Origin of the sequence: Nevskia sp. (assembly GCF_023266035.1) — a bacterium.
In the GTDB taxonomy this organism is placed as follows: domain Bacteria; phylum Pseudomonadota; class Gammaproteobacteria; order Nevskiales; family Nevskiaceae; genus Nevskia.
Map to the genome: position 1 here is coordinate 1 of NZ_JAHFRY010000022.1, position 16,629 is coordinate 16,629.

Annotated in this window: 13 protein-coding genes and 1 tRNA gene; 8 read left to right on the top strand and 6 right to left on the bottom strand. The window is 64.7% G+C overall.

Translation table 11 applies throughout. From position 1 onward, the window contains the following. The 3 genes from Q0D45_RS04925 to Q0D45_RS04935 form a co-directional block, all read right to left on the bottom strand. Nucleotides 1–1,064 (bottom strand): efflux RND transporter periplasmic adaptor subunit (locus Q0D45_RS04925; RefSeq protein WP_293389297.1); only part of this gene is annotated, 1,064 nt, incomplete at its 3' end. Further along, entirely contained in the window at nt 1,061–2,512 is a 1,452-nt protein-coding gene (locus Q0D45_RS04930) for a TolC family protein (protein WP_293389299.1), read from the bottom strand. The genes Q0D45_RS04930 and Q0D45_RS04925, both read right to left, overlap by 4 nt. 53 nt (nt 2,513–2,565) lie before the next feature. Beyond that, nucleotides 2,566–3,204: a TetR/AcrR family transcriptional regulator gene (locus tag Q0D45_RS04935; RefSeq protein WP_293389301.1), complete on the bottom strand. Its 639-nt coding sequence runs from the start codon at nt 3,202–3,204 to the stop codon at nt 2,566–2,568. A gap of 286 nt (nt 3,205–3,490) precedes the next feature. Between Q0D45_RS04935 and Q0D45_RS04940 the strand changes: the two genes are divergently transcribed. From Q0D45_RS04940 to Q0D45_RS04970, 7 genes are all read left to right on the top strand, one after another. Beyond that, nucleotides 3,491–5,986 carry a DUF1302 family protein gene (locus tag Q0D45_RS04940; RefSeq protein ID WP_293389303.1) on the top strand — a complete coding sequence of 832 codons (2,496 nt, stop codon included), beginning with the start codon at nt 3,491–3,493 and terminating at the stop codon, nt 5,984–5,986. 194 nt (nt 5,987–6,180) lie between these two features. Next, nucleotides 6,181–7,419, top strand: a complete 1,239-nt coding sequence (locus tag Q0D45_RS04945; RefSeq protein ID WP_293389305.1) for an FAD-dependent oxidoreductase — start codon at nt 6,181–6,183, stop codon at nt 7,417–7,419. Between the two features lie 200 nt (nt 7,420–7,619). After that, nucleotides 7,620–8,582: a polyprenyl synthetase family protein gene (locus Q0D45_RS04950; RefSeq protein WP_366946353.1), complete on the top strand. Its 963-nt coding sequence runs from the start codon at nt 7,620–7,622 to the stop codon at nt 8,580–8,582. Nucleotides 8,583–8,616: 34 nt separating this feature from the next. Continuing rightward, nucleotides 8,617–8,693, top strand: a tRNA-Pro gene (locus tag Q0D45_RS04955). 78 nt (nt 8,694–8,771) lie between these two features. Next, the gene (locus tag Q0D45_RS04960) at nt 8,772–9,560 is read left to right on the top strand and encodes an N-formylglutamate amidohydrolase (protein ID WP_366946354.1); all 789 of its coding nucleotides are present in this window, start codon (nt 8,772–8,774) and stop codon (nt 9,558–9,560) included. Nucleotides 9,561–9,620: 60 nt separating this feature from the next. Further along, nucleotides 9,621–10,490, top strand: a complete 870-nt coding sequence (locus Q0D45_RS04965; RefSeq protein ID WP_293389311.1) for a transglutaminase family protein — start codon at nt 9,621–9,623, stop codon at nt 10,488–10,490. A gap of 182 nt (nt 10,491–10,672) precedes the next feature. Then, a complete protein-coding gene (locus Q0D45_RS04970; RefSeq protein WP_293389313.1) occupies nt 10,673–11,062 on the top strand; it encodes a VOC family protein in 390 nt (129 codons plus the stop codon). 134 nt (nt 11,063–11,196) lie between these two features. Here the strand turns inward: Q0D45_RS04970 and Q0D45_RS04975 are convergent, their stop codons facing one another. Next, nucleotides 11,197–11,535: a P-II family nitrogen regulator gene (locus Q0D45_RS04975; RefSeq protein ID WP_022977574.1), complete on the bottom strand. Its 339-nt coding sequence runs from the start codon at nt 11,533–11,535 to the stop codon at nt 11,197–11,199. Between the two features lie 352 nt (nt 11,536–11,887). On the opposite strand from Q0D45_RS04975, the gene Q0D45_RS04980 reads away from it, so the two are divergent. Then, a complete protein-coding gene (locus Q0D45_RS04980; RefSeq protein WP_293389314.1) occupies nt 11,888–12,682 on the top strand; it encodes a hypothetical protein in 795 nt (264 codons plus the stop codon). Between the two features lie 9 nt (nt 12,683–12,691). Here Q0D45_RS04980 and Q0D45_RS04985 read toward each other — a convergent pair whose 3' ends face one another. Beyond that, complete coding sequence (locus tag Q0D45_RS04985) at nt 12,692–15,478, bottom strand: LuxR C-terminal-related transcriptional regulator (protein WP_293389316.1); 2,787 nt, start codon at nt 15,476–15,478, stop codon at nt 12,692–12,694. Nucleotides 15,479–15,624: 146 nt separating this feature from the next. Further along, nucleotides 15,625–16,518 (bottom strand): 3-hydroxyisobutyrate dehydrogenase, encoded by an 894-nt coding sequence (gene mmsB, locus Q0D45_RS04990; RefSeq protein ID WP_293389367.1) that lies wholly within the window; start codon nt 16,516–16,518, stop codon nt 15,625–15,627. Nucleotides 16,519–16,629: the final 111 nt, after the last annotated feature.

Consider the following 16,629-nt stretch of genomic DNA (forward strand, 5'->3'; position numbering starts at 1 on the left):
ATCTCGTCCGCAGCCACCCGCACGGTCTCGCCATCACGCAGATAAGCCGCGCCATCGGTGATCACCTGGGTGCCGGCCGGCAAGGCTTCGCTGAGCGCGACCTCGGTACCGCTGACGAAAGCGACGCTGCGCTCGGCGGCTTTCACCGTCGACGTTGCCGGATCGAACAGATACAGCCGCGCTTTCGCCTGATCGCCTTCGACCAGCGCTTCGATCGGCAGATAGCTGCGCGTGCTCGCGGTGCTACTCGCCGGCACGATGCGGGCGCGGCCGATCAGGCCGCTGAACGCCGGCAGCTCGGCGCCCGAGGTGTCGACCGCCAGTTCGCAGCGATAAGTGCCGGTGCGCGGATCGCTGGCGCGGGAGATTTCCTGCACCTTGGCCGGAAAGCGGCGGCCGGGCAGGGCATCGAAGCTGACTTCCGCGCCATCGCCGACTTTCACGCGCAGCGCATCGCGATCGGCCAGGCCGACTTCGAGCACGGTGCCGCTGCCGCTGGCCGACAGCACCAGCACCGGCGCGCCGGGCTGAACCAGCTCGCGCGGCTCGGCGAGCCGGGCCAGCACGCGGCCATCGCTGGGCGCGGTGATCTCGGCGTAGCGACGGTTGAAGCTGGCGGCATCGAGCTGCGCTTTCGCGACGGTTTCGGCGGTGCCCAGATCGTCGAGCTGCTCGCGGGTGACGACGTCGTCGGCGAACAGTTTTTCGCCGCGCATCCGATCGCGTTTGCTCTTGTCGAGCGCTGCGCGTGCCTGGGTCACCGAGGAGTCGATCTCGGCGGCTTCGATGCGCGCCAGCCGCTGGCCGGCTTTCACCTGATCGCCCTCGCGCACGTCGATCGCGGCGATGACGCCGCCAACCTTGAAGCCAAGCCGCGCTTCGTCGCGGCTGGCGGCCAGGCCAGTGGCCAATACCGGCGGCTCGGCCGGGCCTTCGCGGACGATCGCGACTCTGACCGCGCGCGGCGGCGTGGCCGCTGGCGCCTCTGCAGGTTCGCGACTGCAGCCGGCCAGCAGCAGGCTCGCTGCGATCGGCAGCAACAACAGATTTCGGCGAGCGGTCACGGTGTGGCTCCGGAGGCGAGCGTGGCGGGCAGGGGATAGGCGGCGCGGCTGTATTCCTGCTCGGCGCGCGCGCTCTGCAGGCTGCTGCGGGCGATCGCGAGACCGAGCCGGGCTTCGGTCTGGGCGCGTTCGGCGTCGAGGAATTCGATCTGCGACAGCTGGCCGGCGTCGCGCTTGCGTTCGGCGATGCGAAAGCCTTCCTCGGCGGCGGCGATGCGCGCCTCGGCGGTTCGCAGCGCTTGTTCGGCAGTCAGCGCGCTGTCGTCGGCGGACAGTTTGGCGAGGACCAGCTGGCGGCGGACATCGTCCCGCGTCGCCTGCAGTTGCGAGGTTTGCGCGCGGGCCTGCGATTCGGCGGCGCGGCGGGCGCCGAAATCGAACAGCGTCCAGTTCAGCACCAGCGACGCGGTGCTGACATCGGAATCGCGATTGACCGTGTAACCGGTGCCCTGAATGCCGCTGTCGGCGACCAAGGACAGGGTTGGCAGGAAGCCACTGCCGGCGAGCTTGCGGGCGTGCTCGGCGGCGTCGATCTGGTGATCGAGGCGGCGCAGTTCCGGCCGTGTCGCTTCATCTCCGGCAACGCCGCTGACCGATAACGCTGTGCTCGAGACCAGCACCGCTTCGGCCTCGTCGCGATTGCGCAGCAGGTTCAGATAGCGGCGGGCGGCGCGTTCGTCGTTGCGGGCGGCGAGCAGGCGCAGTTCGACGGCGAGCAGTTCGGCTTCGGCGCGCAGCGCGCTGCCGCGGGTCGCCTTGCCGGCGGCGATCAACGAATCGGCGACCCGGCGGTTCTCGGCCAAAGTCGCCTGGCTGGCTTCGAGCACGCCGATGCCGGCCTGCAGCTGGGCAAGCTGGTAATAGGCCTGCTTCAGATCGCGGACCAGGGTGCGGGCGAAGGCTTCGCGGGTCGCCAGGCTGCCTTCGAATTCGGCGGCGCGAATCTGCACCTGCTCGGCAAGCTGCGGTGCATACAGCGGTGCGCTCAGGGTCAGCCGGGTGTCCTGCTCGTGCGGGCGCAGGAAGCTGATGTCGTTGTTGCCGATCTCCGGGAAGTTGGTCGCGTTCGGCGTGCCGGCGGTCAACTGGTTCAGCGTGCGGTAAACCGGGTTGACCAGATCGCCGGTCGGAATGCGGGTGACTCTTCCGCCCTCGGCAACCGTGTAGCGCGCGTTCAGCGCCAGCTGCGGCGCCCGACGCGCGCGGGCGGCGCTCAAGCCCTGGGCGGCGGCTTCTACGGCGAAAGCCTGAGCCTGCAGTGCCGAATTGCTAGACAGCGCCTCGGCCAGGTAGGTCGCCAGATAGTCATTGGGAGCGGCAGCAGAATCGGCTGCCAGGTTCATATCGGAATGCGCGATTACCGGCGCTGCAAGGCCGATGAGCAGTGCCTGAATGCGCAGCCAGCGTCCCTTGGCGAGCCGGGGTTGACCGAGGTCACGAATGGCCATTTTCTTGTATCTGCGTCCATCGGTTAGACACATGTCAGCCTCCATGCCCGAAATCATGCGGCGATCGAGCGCGTCGCCATGTCGATCGCATGGTCGATGAAGGTGGTCAGCGGCACCCCTTCATGGGCAAAGATTTCGCCTTTGGTCATCGCCAGCTGGGCAACACCGTGGCTGAAGCCCCAGAGGGTCATCGCCACCATCAGCGGTTCGCCGAGATTCTGGCGGACGCTGCCGTCGCGCTGGCCGGCCACCAGGGCGTTGATCGTTTCGGCGTGGGCCAGACCGCCGGCACGCATGATCTGGTGGCACAGGCTGCGCTCGTCCTCGAGTTCGGTGTGCTGCGCTTCAGCTCGAGCCAAAGCATTGAAATAGACAGGAAATTCCTGTACGAAACCGATATAGGCGCGGCCGATTGCCTTGATCTGGTCAACGCCGCGCGCATGCCGGCTACGGGCGTCGGCGAAGCGCTGACGGAGCAGGTCCAGGCCTCTGAGACAAAGCGCGAACTGCAGCTCGCGCTTGTCCTTGAAGTAGATGTAGAGCAGCGCTCGGGAGACCCGTGCACCGCGGGCGATGTCATCCATCTTGGCGTCGTCGAAGCCCCGCGCGGCGAACACGGTTTCGGCGGCATCGAGAATGTCCTCGCGGCGGCGTTCCTTCTCTTCCAGACGGCGGCTTTCGATTCCTTCCATGGCTGCAGGCTGCCGATAAATTAGATGTGTGTCAAATAATTGGATCAATGCCCAGGAAAATACGGCCCAAGCCCGCGCGTTCGATGATCCTGCGGTGGGTTAGCCGAAAGTCTGGTTTTGCGGGCTTCGTTGGAAAAGCCATCCAAATCCGGTGAATGAACATGTAGTTTCTTTCCCACGCAGTCGAAAAAGGCAGCGATACCAACAAGGCGGCGGCGGGCCATGACCCGGATGCCGAACCGAGCAGCAGGCGCGCGTGGCAGCGGGATTAACGGGAGGAGTGCAGATGGCTTCGAGCAAGTTTGCGGCGTTGGCCGTGGCTGTTGCAGTGGGCGCGGCTTTGCCGATGTCGGCGATGGCGTCCGAGTTCGATTTCAACTTCGGCGAGCAGGATTTCAACGCGGTGCTGAACCAGACCTTGACCGCCGGCGTGGCATTCCGTCTGGAAGAGCGCGATTCACGGCTGATCGGCAAGAGCAACATCGACCCGAACGTCTGCGCCGGCGTCTACCAGCTCTGCCAGGGCCTGAACCGCACGCAGAGCTATCCGGCCGAGAAGCTGCGCCGCTCGCCCGGTGCCGCCTCGATGAACTTCGATGATGGCGATCTCAATTTCGACCGTGGAGATATCACCCAGTCACCGGTGGTGTGGACTCACGATCTGAAGATCGAATCCGGCAAGTTCGGCTTCTTCTATCGCGGCCGCGCGATCTACGATCCGTCGCTCTATCACGGCCAGGTGCAGTACCGGAACCGGATCACCAGCGCCAACGTCAATTCGGTGGGCACCGCCGAGCCCGGCAACCGCACCTCGAATCGCTACTTCTCGCGCACCTACGGCCCGGGCGGCGCGTTCAACGAGGCGCGCAACGAGCAGGAGGCGCAGCAGATCGGCCTGCGCTACGACTTCCTCGATACCAATTTCTTCGGTTCGATCCCGATTCCCGGCGACCGCGAACTGCAGTTCCGCCTCGGCCGGCAGACCGTGCAGTGGGGCGAGTCGACGGTGGCGATCCTGAACTCGATCAATCAGGCGCAGCCGATCAACGCCAACAACTTCTTCCGCAGCGGCAACGGCCTGCTCGAAGATCTGTACATCCCGGTCAACATGTTCCGGGTGTCGACCAATGTCGTCGACGGCCTCAGCGTCGAGGGCTATTACCAGTTCGAATCGCGGCACGTCGAGATTCCGACGCCGGGCACCTTCAATTCCTTCGTCGATCTCGGTACCACCAATCTGCGCAACTTCGTCAACGCCAGCTTCGGCTCGGCAGCCGATGATCCGGAAAGTCTGGCCGGCGGCATGCTCGACAATCCGCTGACCGCGGTCACGCCTACGGCGCTGATCATTCCGCGTCTGCCGGATCGCAAGGCTTCCGATCAGGGCCAGTACGGTTTCAAGCTCAGCTATTACGCCGATTGGCTGAACAACGGCACCGAGCTGAGTGGCTATTTCATGAACTACCACTCGCAGCTGCCTTATGTCAGTACCTATGCGACCAATGCCAGTTGCGCCCGCCGTGAAGGCAGTGCGATCGGCATCGATGCCCGCAACACCACCGAATTCCTGCAGTCCTGCCCGAATCTGCCGATCGCCCTCGGCGGGCTTGCCGGCCAGGCTGCACTGGGACTGGATGCGGTGAACCTGCTGGCGCAGAGCCCGTTGTCGGCGCTCGATCTCGGCACCGATCTGGGTGCCTTCGCGAACCTGCTGCTGCCGCGTCCGGGCATGCAGATTTCCGATGCCGTCGGCTTCGATACCGCGCGGGTGATGCTGGAGTATCCAGAAGATCGCAAGTTGTATGGGTTCAGCTTCAACACCACGTATGGCGACTATTCCTACCAGGGTGAGGTCGCTTACCGGCCGAATCTGCCGCTGCAGGTGGCGATCGTCGATCTGGCCTTCGCAGCCTTCGGTCCCTCGTTGACTCGCTGCCACGACATCAACATCGGCTGCCAGGGCACCACCAATACCGTGGCCTTCACCGAGAACGGTGGCAACCAGTACAGCCTGTATCCGAGCAACAACTTCGTCGATGAAAACGGCAACAACCCCTATCCGGACAACCTCAGCCTGATCGTTGGCTCGGTACCCGGTTCGGCGCGCTCGTTCCCGAATTTCATCACGCCGTATCGGGGCATCACGCTCGGCGAGAATGCACCGAACTCGTACATTCAGGGCTGGATTCCCGGCAAGGTGCTGCAGTACACCTTCGGCGCAACGCGCGTGCTCAGCGGCACCGAGAACTGGATCGGTGCCGACCAGGTGATCCTGCTCTACGAAGTGGCGGCCACCCACGTGCTGAACCTGCCGAAGTTCAACGAGCTGCAGATCGAAGGCCCGGGTGCGGCCTATACCGCAGCCTCGGCCGGTGCCGATGGCAGCGGTGCCGATGGTTCGAAGCTGGCCTGTTCGACCAATCCGAGCTGCTCGATCGGCCCGGATGGCCTGCGCTTCAATCCCTACCAGGCCAAGCGCAACCAGTTTGCCAATTCGCTGGCCGGCGGCTATCGGGTCGTCGGCCGCATCAGTTATGAATCGGTGCTGCCGGGCATCTCGATCCAGCCGCTGTTCATCTTCCAGCACGATGTCTACAACAACTCGCCGGGGCCGGGCGCGAACTTCGTCGAAGGCCGTATCCAGCTGAACTCGCTGTTCGAGATCCGCTACGAGAAGTCGACCTCGTTGACCATCACCTACAACCTTTACACGCGCGGCGGCGCCAACAACCAGATCCGCGATCGCGACAACATCGGCTTCTTCCTGCGCTATCAGTTCTGAGCATCGAAGCCGTCATCGACGCCCGGCCGCATGGATTCGGCCGGGCGTTCTCATGGCGGTCGATTACGGCAACGGCAGCCTGCTTCAGGATCGCGGCGAAAACCGTTTACCATTCGCGCCGCCCCTGAACCTGATCCGGAGTCCCCGATGACCTTCTGCCAAGCCGCCCGTCTTTCGCTGCAGGACATGAGCGCATGAGCACCACCGGAACGGTTCTGATCGTTGGCGCCGGCCAGGCCGGCAGCGAGCTCGCCGCCGAGCTGCGCACCCAGGGTCATAGCGGCCGCGTGGTGATGATCGGTGACGAAGCCGGCCTGCCATACAAGCGGCCGCCGCTGTCGAAAGGCTTTCTGACTGGCGCGATTCCGGCCGAGCAGTTGCTGATCCGCAACGCCGCAGTCTACGAAAAGAACAACATCGAATTCATCGGCGGCACTTCGGTGACCGCGATCGACCGCGCCGCCAAGACCGTGACCTTGTCCGATGGTCAGACGCTGGCTTACGACAAGCTGGCGTTGACCACCGGCGGCCGCGCCCGGCCGCTGCCGGTGATGGGCGCAGACATGGCCAATGTGCTGTCGCTGCGTTCGCAGAGCGATGCCGAACGGATTCGCGAGCATCTGGTAGCCGGCCATCGCCTGGTGATCATCGGCGGCGGCTACATCGGCCTGGAGATCGCGGCGGTTGCGATCAAGGCCGGGCTGGCGGTAACGGTGCTGGAATCGGCGCCGCGTGTTCTGGCCCGAGTCACCGCGCCGGAGATGTCGGCGTTCTATACCCGTGTTCATCGCGAGGCCGGCGTCGATATTGAGGTGGGTGTACAGATCGCTGCGCTCGAGAACGATGGCAAGAAGGTCAGTGCCGTGATCCTCGCCGATGGCAATCGCGTGCCCGCCGATGTCGTCATCGTCGGCATCGGCCTGATCCCGAACACCGAACTGGCGACGGCGGCGGGCCTTGTGGTCGACAACGGCATCGTCGTCGACGAATACGGCCAGACGTCCGATCCGGACATCGTCGCCTCCGGCGACTGCGCGAACCGGCCAAGCCCGCTGCTTGGCGGCCGTGTGCGTCTGGAATCGGTGCCCAATGCGATGGAGCAGGCTCGCCACGCGGCGCGTCTGCTGGTCGGTCAGCCCAAGGCTTATGACGAGTTGCCGTGGTTCTGGTCGGACCAGTACGAGCTCAAGCTGCAGATGTGCGGCCTGTCCAGCGGTTACGACCAGGTGGTGATCCGCGGTTCGACCGAAACCCGCGCGTTCTCGGCCTTCTATCTGAAGGACGGCCGGATCATCGCTGCCGATGCGGTCAGCCAGCTGAAGGATTTCGGCGTCATGAAGAAGCTGGTCGGCGCCCGTGCAACGGTGGCGGCCGAGCGTCTGGCCGATACCACGCTGTTACTGAAGGATCTGGCTGCCGAGGCGGGCGTCTGAGCACTGGCTTGGGGCATGCCCCATGCCCCTGTCAGGCCGGATGTTAGAATTTCGCCACTCCTCTTGCGCAGGATGAACGGCCGCCCGCCGGGCACCGCCATCCTCAACCAGCTCCTCTCTTGACGATCACCTCCGTGGATTCCTCAGTCGCTGTCGCAGGCCTTCCCAAACCGCCTGTTGGCAACGGTCGATCTGCTGAACTGCTTGCCATCCTGTCGCCGATCGCCGATGACCTGAAGGCCGTCGATGCGCTGATCCGCCTGCGGCTGTCGTCGGAAGTGCCGCTGATCAACGAGATCGGCGGCTACATCATCCAGGCCGGCGGCAAGCGGCTGCGGCCGGCGCTGCTGGTGCTGATGGCGCGGGCGCTCGGTGCCGAGGGTGATATGCCGCATCTGCTCGCGGTGGTCATCGAGTTCATCCATACCGCGACCCTGCTGCATGACGATGTCGTCGATCACTCCGATCGCCGCCGTGGCCGGCAGACCGCCAACGCCGTCTGGGGCAATGCCGGCGCGGTGCTGTCCGGTGACTTCCTCTATTCGCGCAGCTTTCAATTGATGGTCGAAAGCCGGCGCATGGGCGTCATGCAGGTGATGGCCGACACCACCAATGCGATCGCCGAAGGCGAAGTGCTGCAGTTGATGAACTGCAACGATCCGGACATCACCGAAGCGCGTTATCTGCGAGTGATCGAGCTGAAGACCGCGCAGCTGTTCCGCGCGGCGGCGGCGCTGGGCGCGATCGGCGCCGATGCCAGCGAAGCCACGCAGGCCGCGTTTGCCAGCTTCGGTCACGACTTCGGCATGACTTATCAGCTGATCGACGATCTCCTCGATTACACCGCCGATCCCGAAGTCAGCGGCAAGAATCTGGGCACCGATCTGGCCGAAGGCAAGCCGACCTTGCCGCTGCTGGTGGCGATGCGCAACGGCTCTGCGGCCCAGACCGCGATGATTCGCGAGGCCATTGCCAACGGTCGCGTCGATCGCATCAAAGAGGTTCTGGAAACTGTTGAAGCGACTGGAGCGATCCCGTACACTCGCGCCCTCGCCGAGCGGTACAGCCATTCGGCGAGCACAACGCTACAGGGTTTGCCCGAAACCCCTTACAAGAAAGCGTTGCTGGAACTGGTCGATTTCTGCCTTCGGCGGGAAAGCTAGTTCAAGCAGTAGCCGCGTACAGCGGCGCAGTTTGCGGGGCGTAGCTCAGCTTGGTAGAGCGCTTGCTTCGGGAGCAAGAGGTCGTAGGTTCGAATCCTGTCGCCCCGACCACTTTTTTGAGTATCTGGAATCAGCAGACGCCTGATTCTGTCGCTGGGGCCCCACCGTCGTCATCCTCGGGGTTCGGCAATCAACAACACTTCAGATCCGATCGCTAGCCAGCCACTCATCGCTGCCGATGAGCCAGGGCCTGCCGACGTCATTCTTGCCGACGGCAGCTCGCCGTTGTTCCTGATCTGCGATCACGCCAGTTGTGCCGTGCCGCGTTCGCTGTCCGCGCTGGGATTGCCGGACGATGAACGGCGTCGCCACATCGGCTGGGACATCGGCGCGGCGGAAGTATCGAGGCTGTTGTCCGCGCAACTCGATGCGACCTTGGTGATGCAGAACTATTCGCGCCTGGTGATCGACTGCAACCGGCCGCCGCAGGTCGCCGACTCGATCGCGCAATGCAGCGATGGAGTGGTAATTCCGGGCAATGCTTCGGTAAATATTGCCGATGCCGAGCAGCGCCGCCGCGCGATCTTCGAGCCTTATCACGCGGCGATCACTGCGCAGCTCGATGCCCGTGAGGCGCGCGGCCAGCATAGTGTGCTGATCGCGGTACACAGTTTCACGCCGGTTTGGCAGGGCAAGGCGCGGCCCTGGCATGTCGGCATGCTGTATCACCACGATGCGCGACTGGCGCTGGCGCTCGGTGCGGCGCTGGAAAGGGAGCCGGGCACGGTAGTTGGCTACAACGAGCCGTATGACGTCAGCGACGAGAGCGATTATTCGATCCCGGTGCATGGCGAACAAAGAGGTTTGTTGCATGTCGAGCTGGAAATCCGGCAGGACCTGATCGCCAACGAGGCGGGCCAGCAATACTGGGCCGCCCTGCTGGCACGCTTGCTGCCCTCGCTTATGACGTTCCCTTAGCGCCTCGCCGGCTTTTCCGGAGGGGTGGCTAGCCATCCCGTATGAAACCCCGGAAACCCCATGCAGATCCGCTTCGGTTATGAAATCGTCTATCAGTGTCCGCAGCCGACACCGATGATTCTCACCCTGCACGCCCATTACTCGCGTGCTTCCGACCTGATCCGGCCGGATTTGCTATGCGTCGATCCGCCGGTACCGATGACCATGTACCGGGATGGTTTCGGCAACTGGTGCAGCCGGATCGTCGCGCCTGCAGGCCGTATCCGTCTGACTGCCGACGGCCTGATCCGCGATCACGGCCGTACCGAACCGGTGTTGCTGAACGCGCAGCAGCATCCGGTCGAGCAACTGCCGCAGGAAACGCTAGTGTTCCTGCTCGGCAGTCGCTACTGCGAAACCGATCTGCTGATGGGCGCGGCCTGGCAACTGTTCGGCAACACGCCGCCAGGCTGGGCGCGCGTGCAGGCGGTCTGCGACTTCGTGAACCGGCACATCGTCTTCGGCTACCAGTTCGCGCGGCCGACCAAGACAGCCTTCGAAGCCTTTAACGAGCGCCAGGGTGTCTGCCGCGATTACGCGCATCTGGCCATCACCTTCTGCCGCTGCCTGAACATTCCGGCCCGCTACTGCACGGCCTATCTGGGTGATATCGGCGTGCCGCCGGTCGATGCGCCGATGGATTTCGCCGGTTCGATGGAAGTGTTCCTCGGCGGCGCCTGGCACCCCTTCGATCCGCGCAACAACCAGCCACGCATCGGCCGCATCCTGATCGCCCGCGGTCGCGACGCTGCGGATGTGGCCATCACCACGACTTACGGTCAGCACACGTTGGAGTCGTTCAGAGTCTGGACCGATGAGGTTCCGGCTACGGTGCCGGGCGTTCTGGGCGTATCAGGCTCATCGTTTGCGACGATGTCGGGCAGCCTCTAGGTCGCAAGGGCAACAGCGCTTGGTGGCCGCTGCTGTGTCAGTTGTGGCCGCCAATCTGGCGCAATTCCGCACATCTTGTTGTTCGCTGGCTGCTGTTACAGAGTAGCTGCGGATGACAGGCTTGAGCAGAAACAAGACGCCTGCGCCAACGAGCACACGACAACCAATTGAGGAGAAGAACCATGGGTATTTTCACGCATGTAGTAGTGGGTACGAGCAACGTTGAAGCCGGTCGCAAGTTCTATGACGCCGTCCTCGAGACGATGGGCCTGAAGCGCGTGATGAACTTCGACGCCGCATCGCTGTGGAGCACGGGCGCCGAAGGTTCGGACCTGTTCATGATCACCAAGCCGGGCAATGGCCAGCCGCCGACGTTCGCCAACGGCGGCACCATCAGCTTCAACGCGCCGTCGCGCGCAGCCGTGCACAAGTTCCACGAAGTGGCGCTGGCGCAGGGTGGCAAGGACGAAGGCGCGCCCGGCCCGCGTTCGTTCACGCCGACTGCCTACGCTGCTTACGCTCGCGATCTGGATGGCAACAAGATTGCCTGCTACTGCTTCGCCCCGGCCTGAGACTGACCGGAAGCTGAGGGATCGGCGCAAGCCGAATCCTTCGGCCACAAAAAAGGCGTCGCCTCGCAGCGCCGCCTTTTTTGTTGTCCGCCGATCTGCTCGTCATCGATGAGCAGATCGGTGAAGCGGATGAATCAGACCGCGTCCGGCCCGGTTTCGCCGGTGCGGATGCGCAGCACCTGCTCGAGTTCGGTGACGAAGATCTTGCCGTCGCCGATCTTGCCGGTGTGCGCAGCTTTGGTGATCGCGTCGATCGTCGGTTCGACGAGTTCGTCGCGTACTGCCACTTCCAGCTTCAGCTTGGGCAGGAAATCGACCACGTACTCGGCACCGCGATACAGCTCGGTGTGGCCCTTCTGACGGCCGAAACCCTTGACCTCGGTCACGGTGATGCCGCTCACACCGATGTTCGCGAGCGCTTCGCGGACTTCGTCCAGCTTGAACGGCTTGATGATTCCAGTGATCAACTTCATGGCGGGCTAGGGACTCGGGTTCGTGCGCGGGATACCTGCACGGTAACGGTCTGAACCGGTTGGTTCAAGCGGCGCGCGCATTCCGCTTGAGCGGAGGTCTGCTGAGCGGTTGTCGGGAGGAGTGCCGCACGGCTGTCGTGGCGCCGGCATGGTGCGGCTCGACGGCTGCGCAGGGTGCGCCGGACAATCGCGCCGGCCAGAAATCGGGAAGTGAAGCCCTGCCGTGATCGTGTTCACGGCCGAGGCCGGTCGTTGGCGATCAATTGCCGACAAGTTCGCTAGATTCGTGCGGCCATACGCCGTACATGCGATGGCGCGTCTCATTCCCGCTCATCCATTGCCGAGGTCTTCCATGCCGACCCTGACTGCCGCGCTCCGCGCCGAGTACGAATCGCTGTTCAATCGTTGCGTGATCAATCCGAGCCGAGCGAAGCCGGTCAACGATCTGGTCAGGAAACTGATCGGCAATCGCGCTCGCTATGAAGCCGTATCGAGGGCGACCGGCGTGCCCTGGCACTTCATCGCCGCGACTCACAACATGGAGTCGAGCCAGAACTTCACCAAGCATCTGCACAACGGTGATCCGTTGACTGCGCGCACCGTGCAGGTACCAAAAGGCCGGCCGCTCGGCTCGCCGCCGTTCACCTGGGAAGTCAGCGCCACCGATGCGCTGGGTCTGAAGAAGCTCGATGCCAGCACCGACTGGAGTCTGGCCGGCACACTGTTCCGGCTCGAGCTGTACAACGGCTGGGGCTATCGCAGCCATCATCCGGAAACGCTGTCGCCGTATCTATGGAGCTTCTCCAACCACTACATCAGCGGCAAATACGTCAAGGACGGCGTCTGGTCGCCGACGGCCGCCAGCGATCAATGCGGTGCTGCCGTGTTACTGCGCCGGATGGCCGAACTGGGCGAGATCGCGTTCAAGCTGCCGGCTGCGGTGGCCGCAGCGGCGCAGGCGGTGCCGCGCTACGCGATGAAGAAATCGACCGACGCCTCGATCGTCGCCCAGGTCGAATCGCTGCAGCGCTGGCTCGGCGGCTTCCCGCAGATCTTCCTGAAGGTGGACGGCGTGCCCGGCGAAAAGACTTCGAACGCCTACAAGACGGTGACCGGCAGCTACCTGCCGGGCGATCCGCGCGCCTAGTCCCGACGGCTAGCGCGCCAGCAGGTTCAGCGCTCTGGCGCGCGCCAGTGCAGCCGAGCGGCTCGACACACCGAGCTTGGTGTACAGGTTGTAGAGATGCCATTTCACCGTCGCCACCGACAGGTTCAGACGGTCCGCGAGCTGCTGGTTCGACAGCCCGGCCTCGATCAGGCTGAGCAGCTGCAGCTCGCGGGCGGTCGGCGTTTCCAGCAGCGGGTTGTCGCCCTGCAGCTGGTCGAGGTGATCGACCAGGAAGGAGTTGGTCAGCGGCAGGCCGTTGCAGATCTCGAAGAAGAACTTGCGCTCCTCATCCAGCGCGAAGCCCCAGGCTGTTGCCTTGGTTTCGTTGACCAGGCCGGCGATGGTTTCGGCGCGATCCCGGAATGGCCGGACGATGCGCCGGCGCGCCGCCAGCCCGATCGCGCGAACGAAATGCCGTGCCGCCGGCTGCGGGTTGTGAGAGCAGATCGCGATCGCTGTTTCCGCCAGCGCCAACTCGACGAGCCGGGCAATGCGGCCATCCTGCTTGGCCAGCCGGGTTTCTTCGGCGATCAGCGTTTCGGCCTGACGCAACTGGCCGGCCGCGATCAGCAGTTCGATTTCGGCGGCGGCGTACAGCTCGCGGCCTCGCGGGTTGTCGATGCCTTCGATTGCCGGCAGCCGGCGCTCGGCACTGAGCGTGATGCCGAGGCCGATCTGAGCCGCTTCGGTCAGAGCTTCGCCCAGCCGGCCGAGACGTACCAGACGCTGGACGATCAGGCAGGACAGCATCAGCGCCAGCCGCGGCGGATAGCCGGAGGCGATCTCGCGCAACTGGGTGATCGACACCGGATCATCCGGCCGGCCTGACCACAGTTTCAGCGCTGCATCGAACCCGACTGCCGCGGTATCGACGATGCCGTGGGTATGCGCCCAGTGCAGGCCCTGGGCGAGCAGGCCGCGCGCTTCCTCGTCCTGCCCCATCTCGACCGCGCACTTGGCGCCGACTAGCGCGATCGTGCGGGTGATGCCGGCGTTGTCACCGAGCGCGACCCGGCTGCGGGCGAGGGCGGCAAGGATATCGTTGTGGACGGCGGCGAAATCGCCTTCGAAGACGCTGATCATCGCCGTCAGCATCGATACCCAGCCAATGCCATACGCGCTGCGCGACTGCGCGATCGCCGCCTGTGCGGTACGCATCACCTGCCGCGCTTCGACGAAGCGGTGGACGCTGCTCAGCGAGATGCCGGCGGCGCTGGCGACGGTCGCCACGTTGAACGGATCATCGGTTCCGGTTCCGGTTCCGGTTCCGGTGCCAGCCAGCCAGGCATTGGCGAGGCGATGGGCGTCGACCAGGCGATCGGTATAGGTATCGACGCAGGCGCGGATCACTTCGGTGCGGCGCTTCAGGTCGGCCATCTGCGCCGGATCGCGGCCGGCCTTCTGCTCGCGCTCCACGCGCTGGGTCAGGCGCTCGTTCTGCAGGCGCGCGGTGTCGTAACGGCGATGGAAGACCAGCGCCCAGACGTACCAGAAATACGCTTCCCAGCCGACTTCATGACCGCCCGCGTGCAGTTGCTCGATCCAGTCGATGTACTGGCGAAGATCGCCGCGATCGCGAACGAACAAGGCGGCGACACGCTCCAGCATCGCCGTCGCCAGCGCCGCCGAACCGGCCCGCAGCGCGTAGTCGATCGCGTCCTGCCAATGGCCGCCGCGCTCGCTCCATTCGGCGGCGCGTTCCAGCACCTGATGACGGCGCTCGGTGCTCAGGGTGCGCTGGCCTTCCTCGATCAGGAATTCGCGGAACAGGCCGTGCAGGCGATACCAGCTGCGGTTGCGATCGAGCGGGATCACGAAGACGTTGCGGCGCAGCAGCAGCGCCAGATGCTTGGCGGCGTTGTCGTCGCCGGTGGCGTGGCCGCAGAGCTCGGCGCAGAAGCTGCGCAGCGGTGCGATCTCGAGCAGGAACTGCCGCGCTTCAGGCGTGAAGTCGGCCAGCACCTGACGATTCAGCAAGTCCGACAAATCCTCGTCGGCACCGGAAAAGCGCTCCAGCGCTTCCAGCGGCCGTTCGGCGGCGGACAGGATGATCTGGGTCAGGCGCACCGCCGCCGGCCAGCCTTCGGTCTGACGGACGATGCTGTCGACCGCCTCCGGCCCCAGCTGCGCACACAGTTCCGGACCGAGCAGGCTGCGCACCTCGGCAGGCCGCAGGCTCAGCTCGGCATAGCCGACTTCGCGCAAGCGGCCTTCGAGCTTGGCGCGGGCCAGATTCATCGGCAGCTGCTCGGTGCTCGACAGGATGAAATGCACCGACGACGGTGTGCGGAACACCAGGCGATCGAGCAGGGTGCCGAGCGTCTCATCCGCGCAGTAGCCGAGGTTGTCGATGAAGATCAGCGTCGGATCAGGCAGCCGCGCCACGGCTTCGAGCACGGCATCGATGCGGCCTTCCATCGGCTCGTCGCCGCGGGTCAGGTGCTGGACTGGATCGAGCTCGGCCTGATGGGCATCGAGACTGTCTTCGAGCAGATGGACGACGCGTTCCAGGGTCGTGTCGCGGTCATCGAGCGCGATCCAGCGGCTGTGCATGCCGTGCGCGGTGACGTGCTTGTACAGCGCCGTCGAGAACACGGTCTTGCCGTAGCCGGTCGGCGCGACGACGGTGACCACCTTCGGCAGCGGTACGTCGTCGCGGGTCAGTTCTTCGACCAGCCGGGTTGGCACCAACGCGAACGCGAAGCTCGGTGGCTCCAGACGTCCTGCTTTTGCTCCTCGCGCCTTGCGGGCGGGCATCTTGAGGTCGTTGGCCACCGGACCTGCCCTTATCGGTATGGTCCGGGGATTGTAACGTTGGCGCGGTCCGATCGGCCTGCGCGTTGGCTTGAACGACGATGGCAGGGCGGCCCATGGCCGCTGGTACCCTCACCGATAAGGGCGCATGTCGGGCGTGGCCCGACCTACGAATGCTCGCGCAGGCTGGAGAAATCCAGCGCGCCGTGGCCGGCCTCGCTGTGCTGCCGATACAGCTCGCGAGCCAGCGCACCGAGGGCGATCGGCGCCTGTGCCGTCTCGGCGGCTTCTGCGGCAAGACCGAGATCCTTGAGCATCAGATCACTGCCGAAACCGCCGGCATAGCCGCGCGAAGCCGGCGCCGTTTCCATGACGCCGGGCCAGGGGTTGTAGACCTCCAAGGTCCAGTTGCGGCCCGAGCTTTTCGCCATGATTTCGGACAGCACCTTGGCATCGACACCGCTGGCGACACCGAGGTTGATCGCTTCGATGGTGCCGATCATCTGCACGCCGAGCAGCATGTTGTTGCAGATCTTGGCGACCTGGCCGGCACCGCTGCCGCCAGCGTGGAAGATGTTCTTGCCCATCGCGCTCAAGGCCGGTCGCGCGCGTTCCAGCGCGTCCGCCGTGCCGCCGACGATGAAGGTCAGTGTGCCGGCCGTGGCGCCGCCGGTGCCGCCGGAGACCGGCGCGTCGATCATCGTGTAGCCACGCGCCGTTGCCGCTGCGGCGACATCGCGTGCGGCATCGGCGGCGATGGTGCTGCAGTCGATCAGCAGCGCGCCCGGCTTCGCCGAGGCGAGCACGCCGGCGTCACCCAGATACAGCGAGCGGACATGCTTGCTGGCCGGTAGCATGGTGATGACGATGTCGGCATTGGCGACGGCATCGGCCGGGCTGCTGGCGACTTGCGCGCCGGCTTCAGCGAGGCGACGCAGCGGTTCGGCGGCGAGATCGAATACGCGCAGTGGGAAACCGGCTTTCAGCAGGTTCAGGGCCATCGGCGCGCCCATGTTGCCGAGGCCGATGAATGCGATTGTTGTCATGAGAACTCCAGAGATTCGGGAAGACGATTTGGAAAAGGGCGCGAGGGACCTCAGGTAAGACCTAGCGCTCGCTGAAACAAGAGTCCCTCACCCCCTGCCGCCAGAGGCATGCTCTGGCCCGGAGGG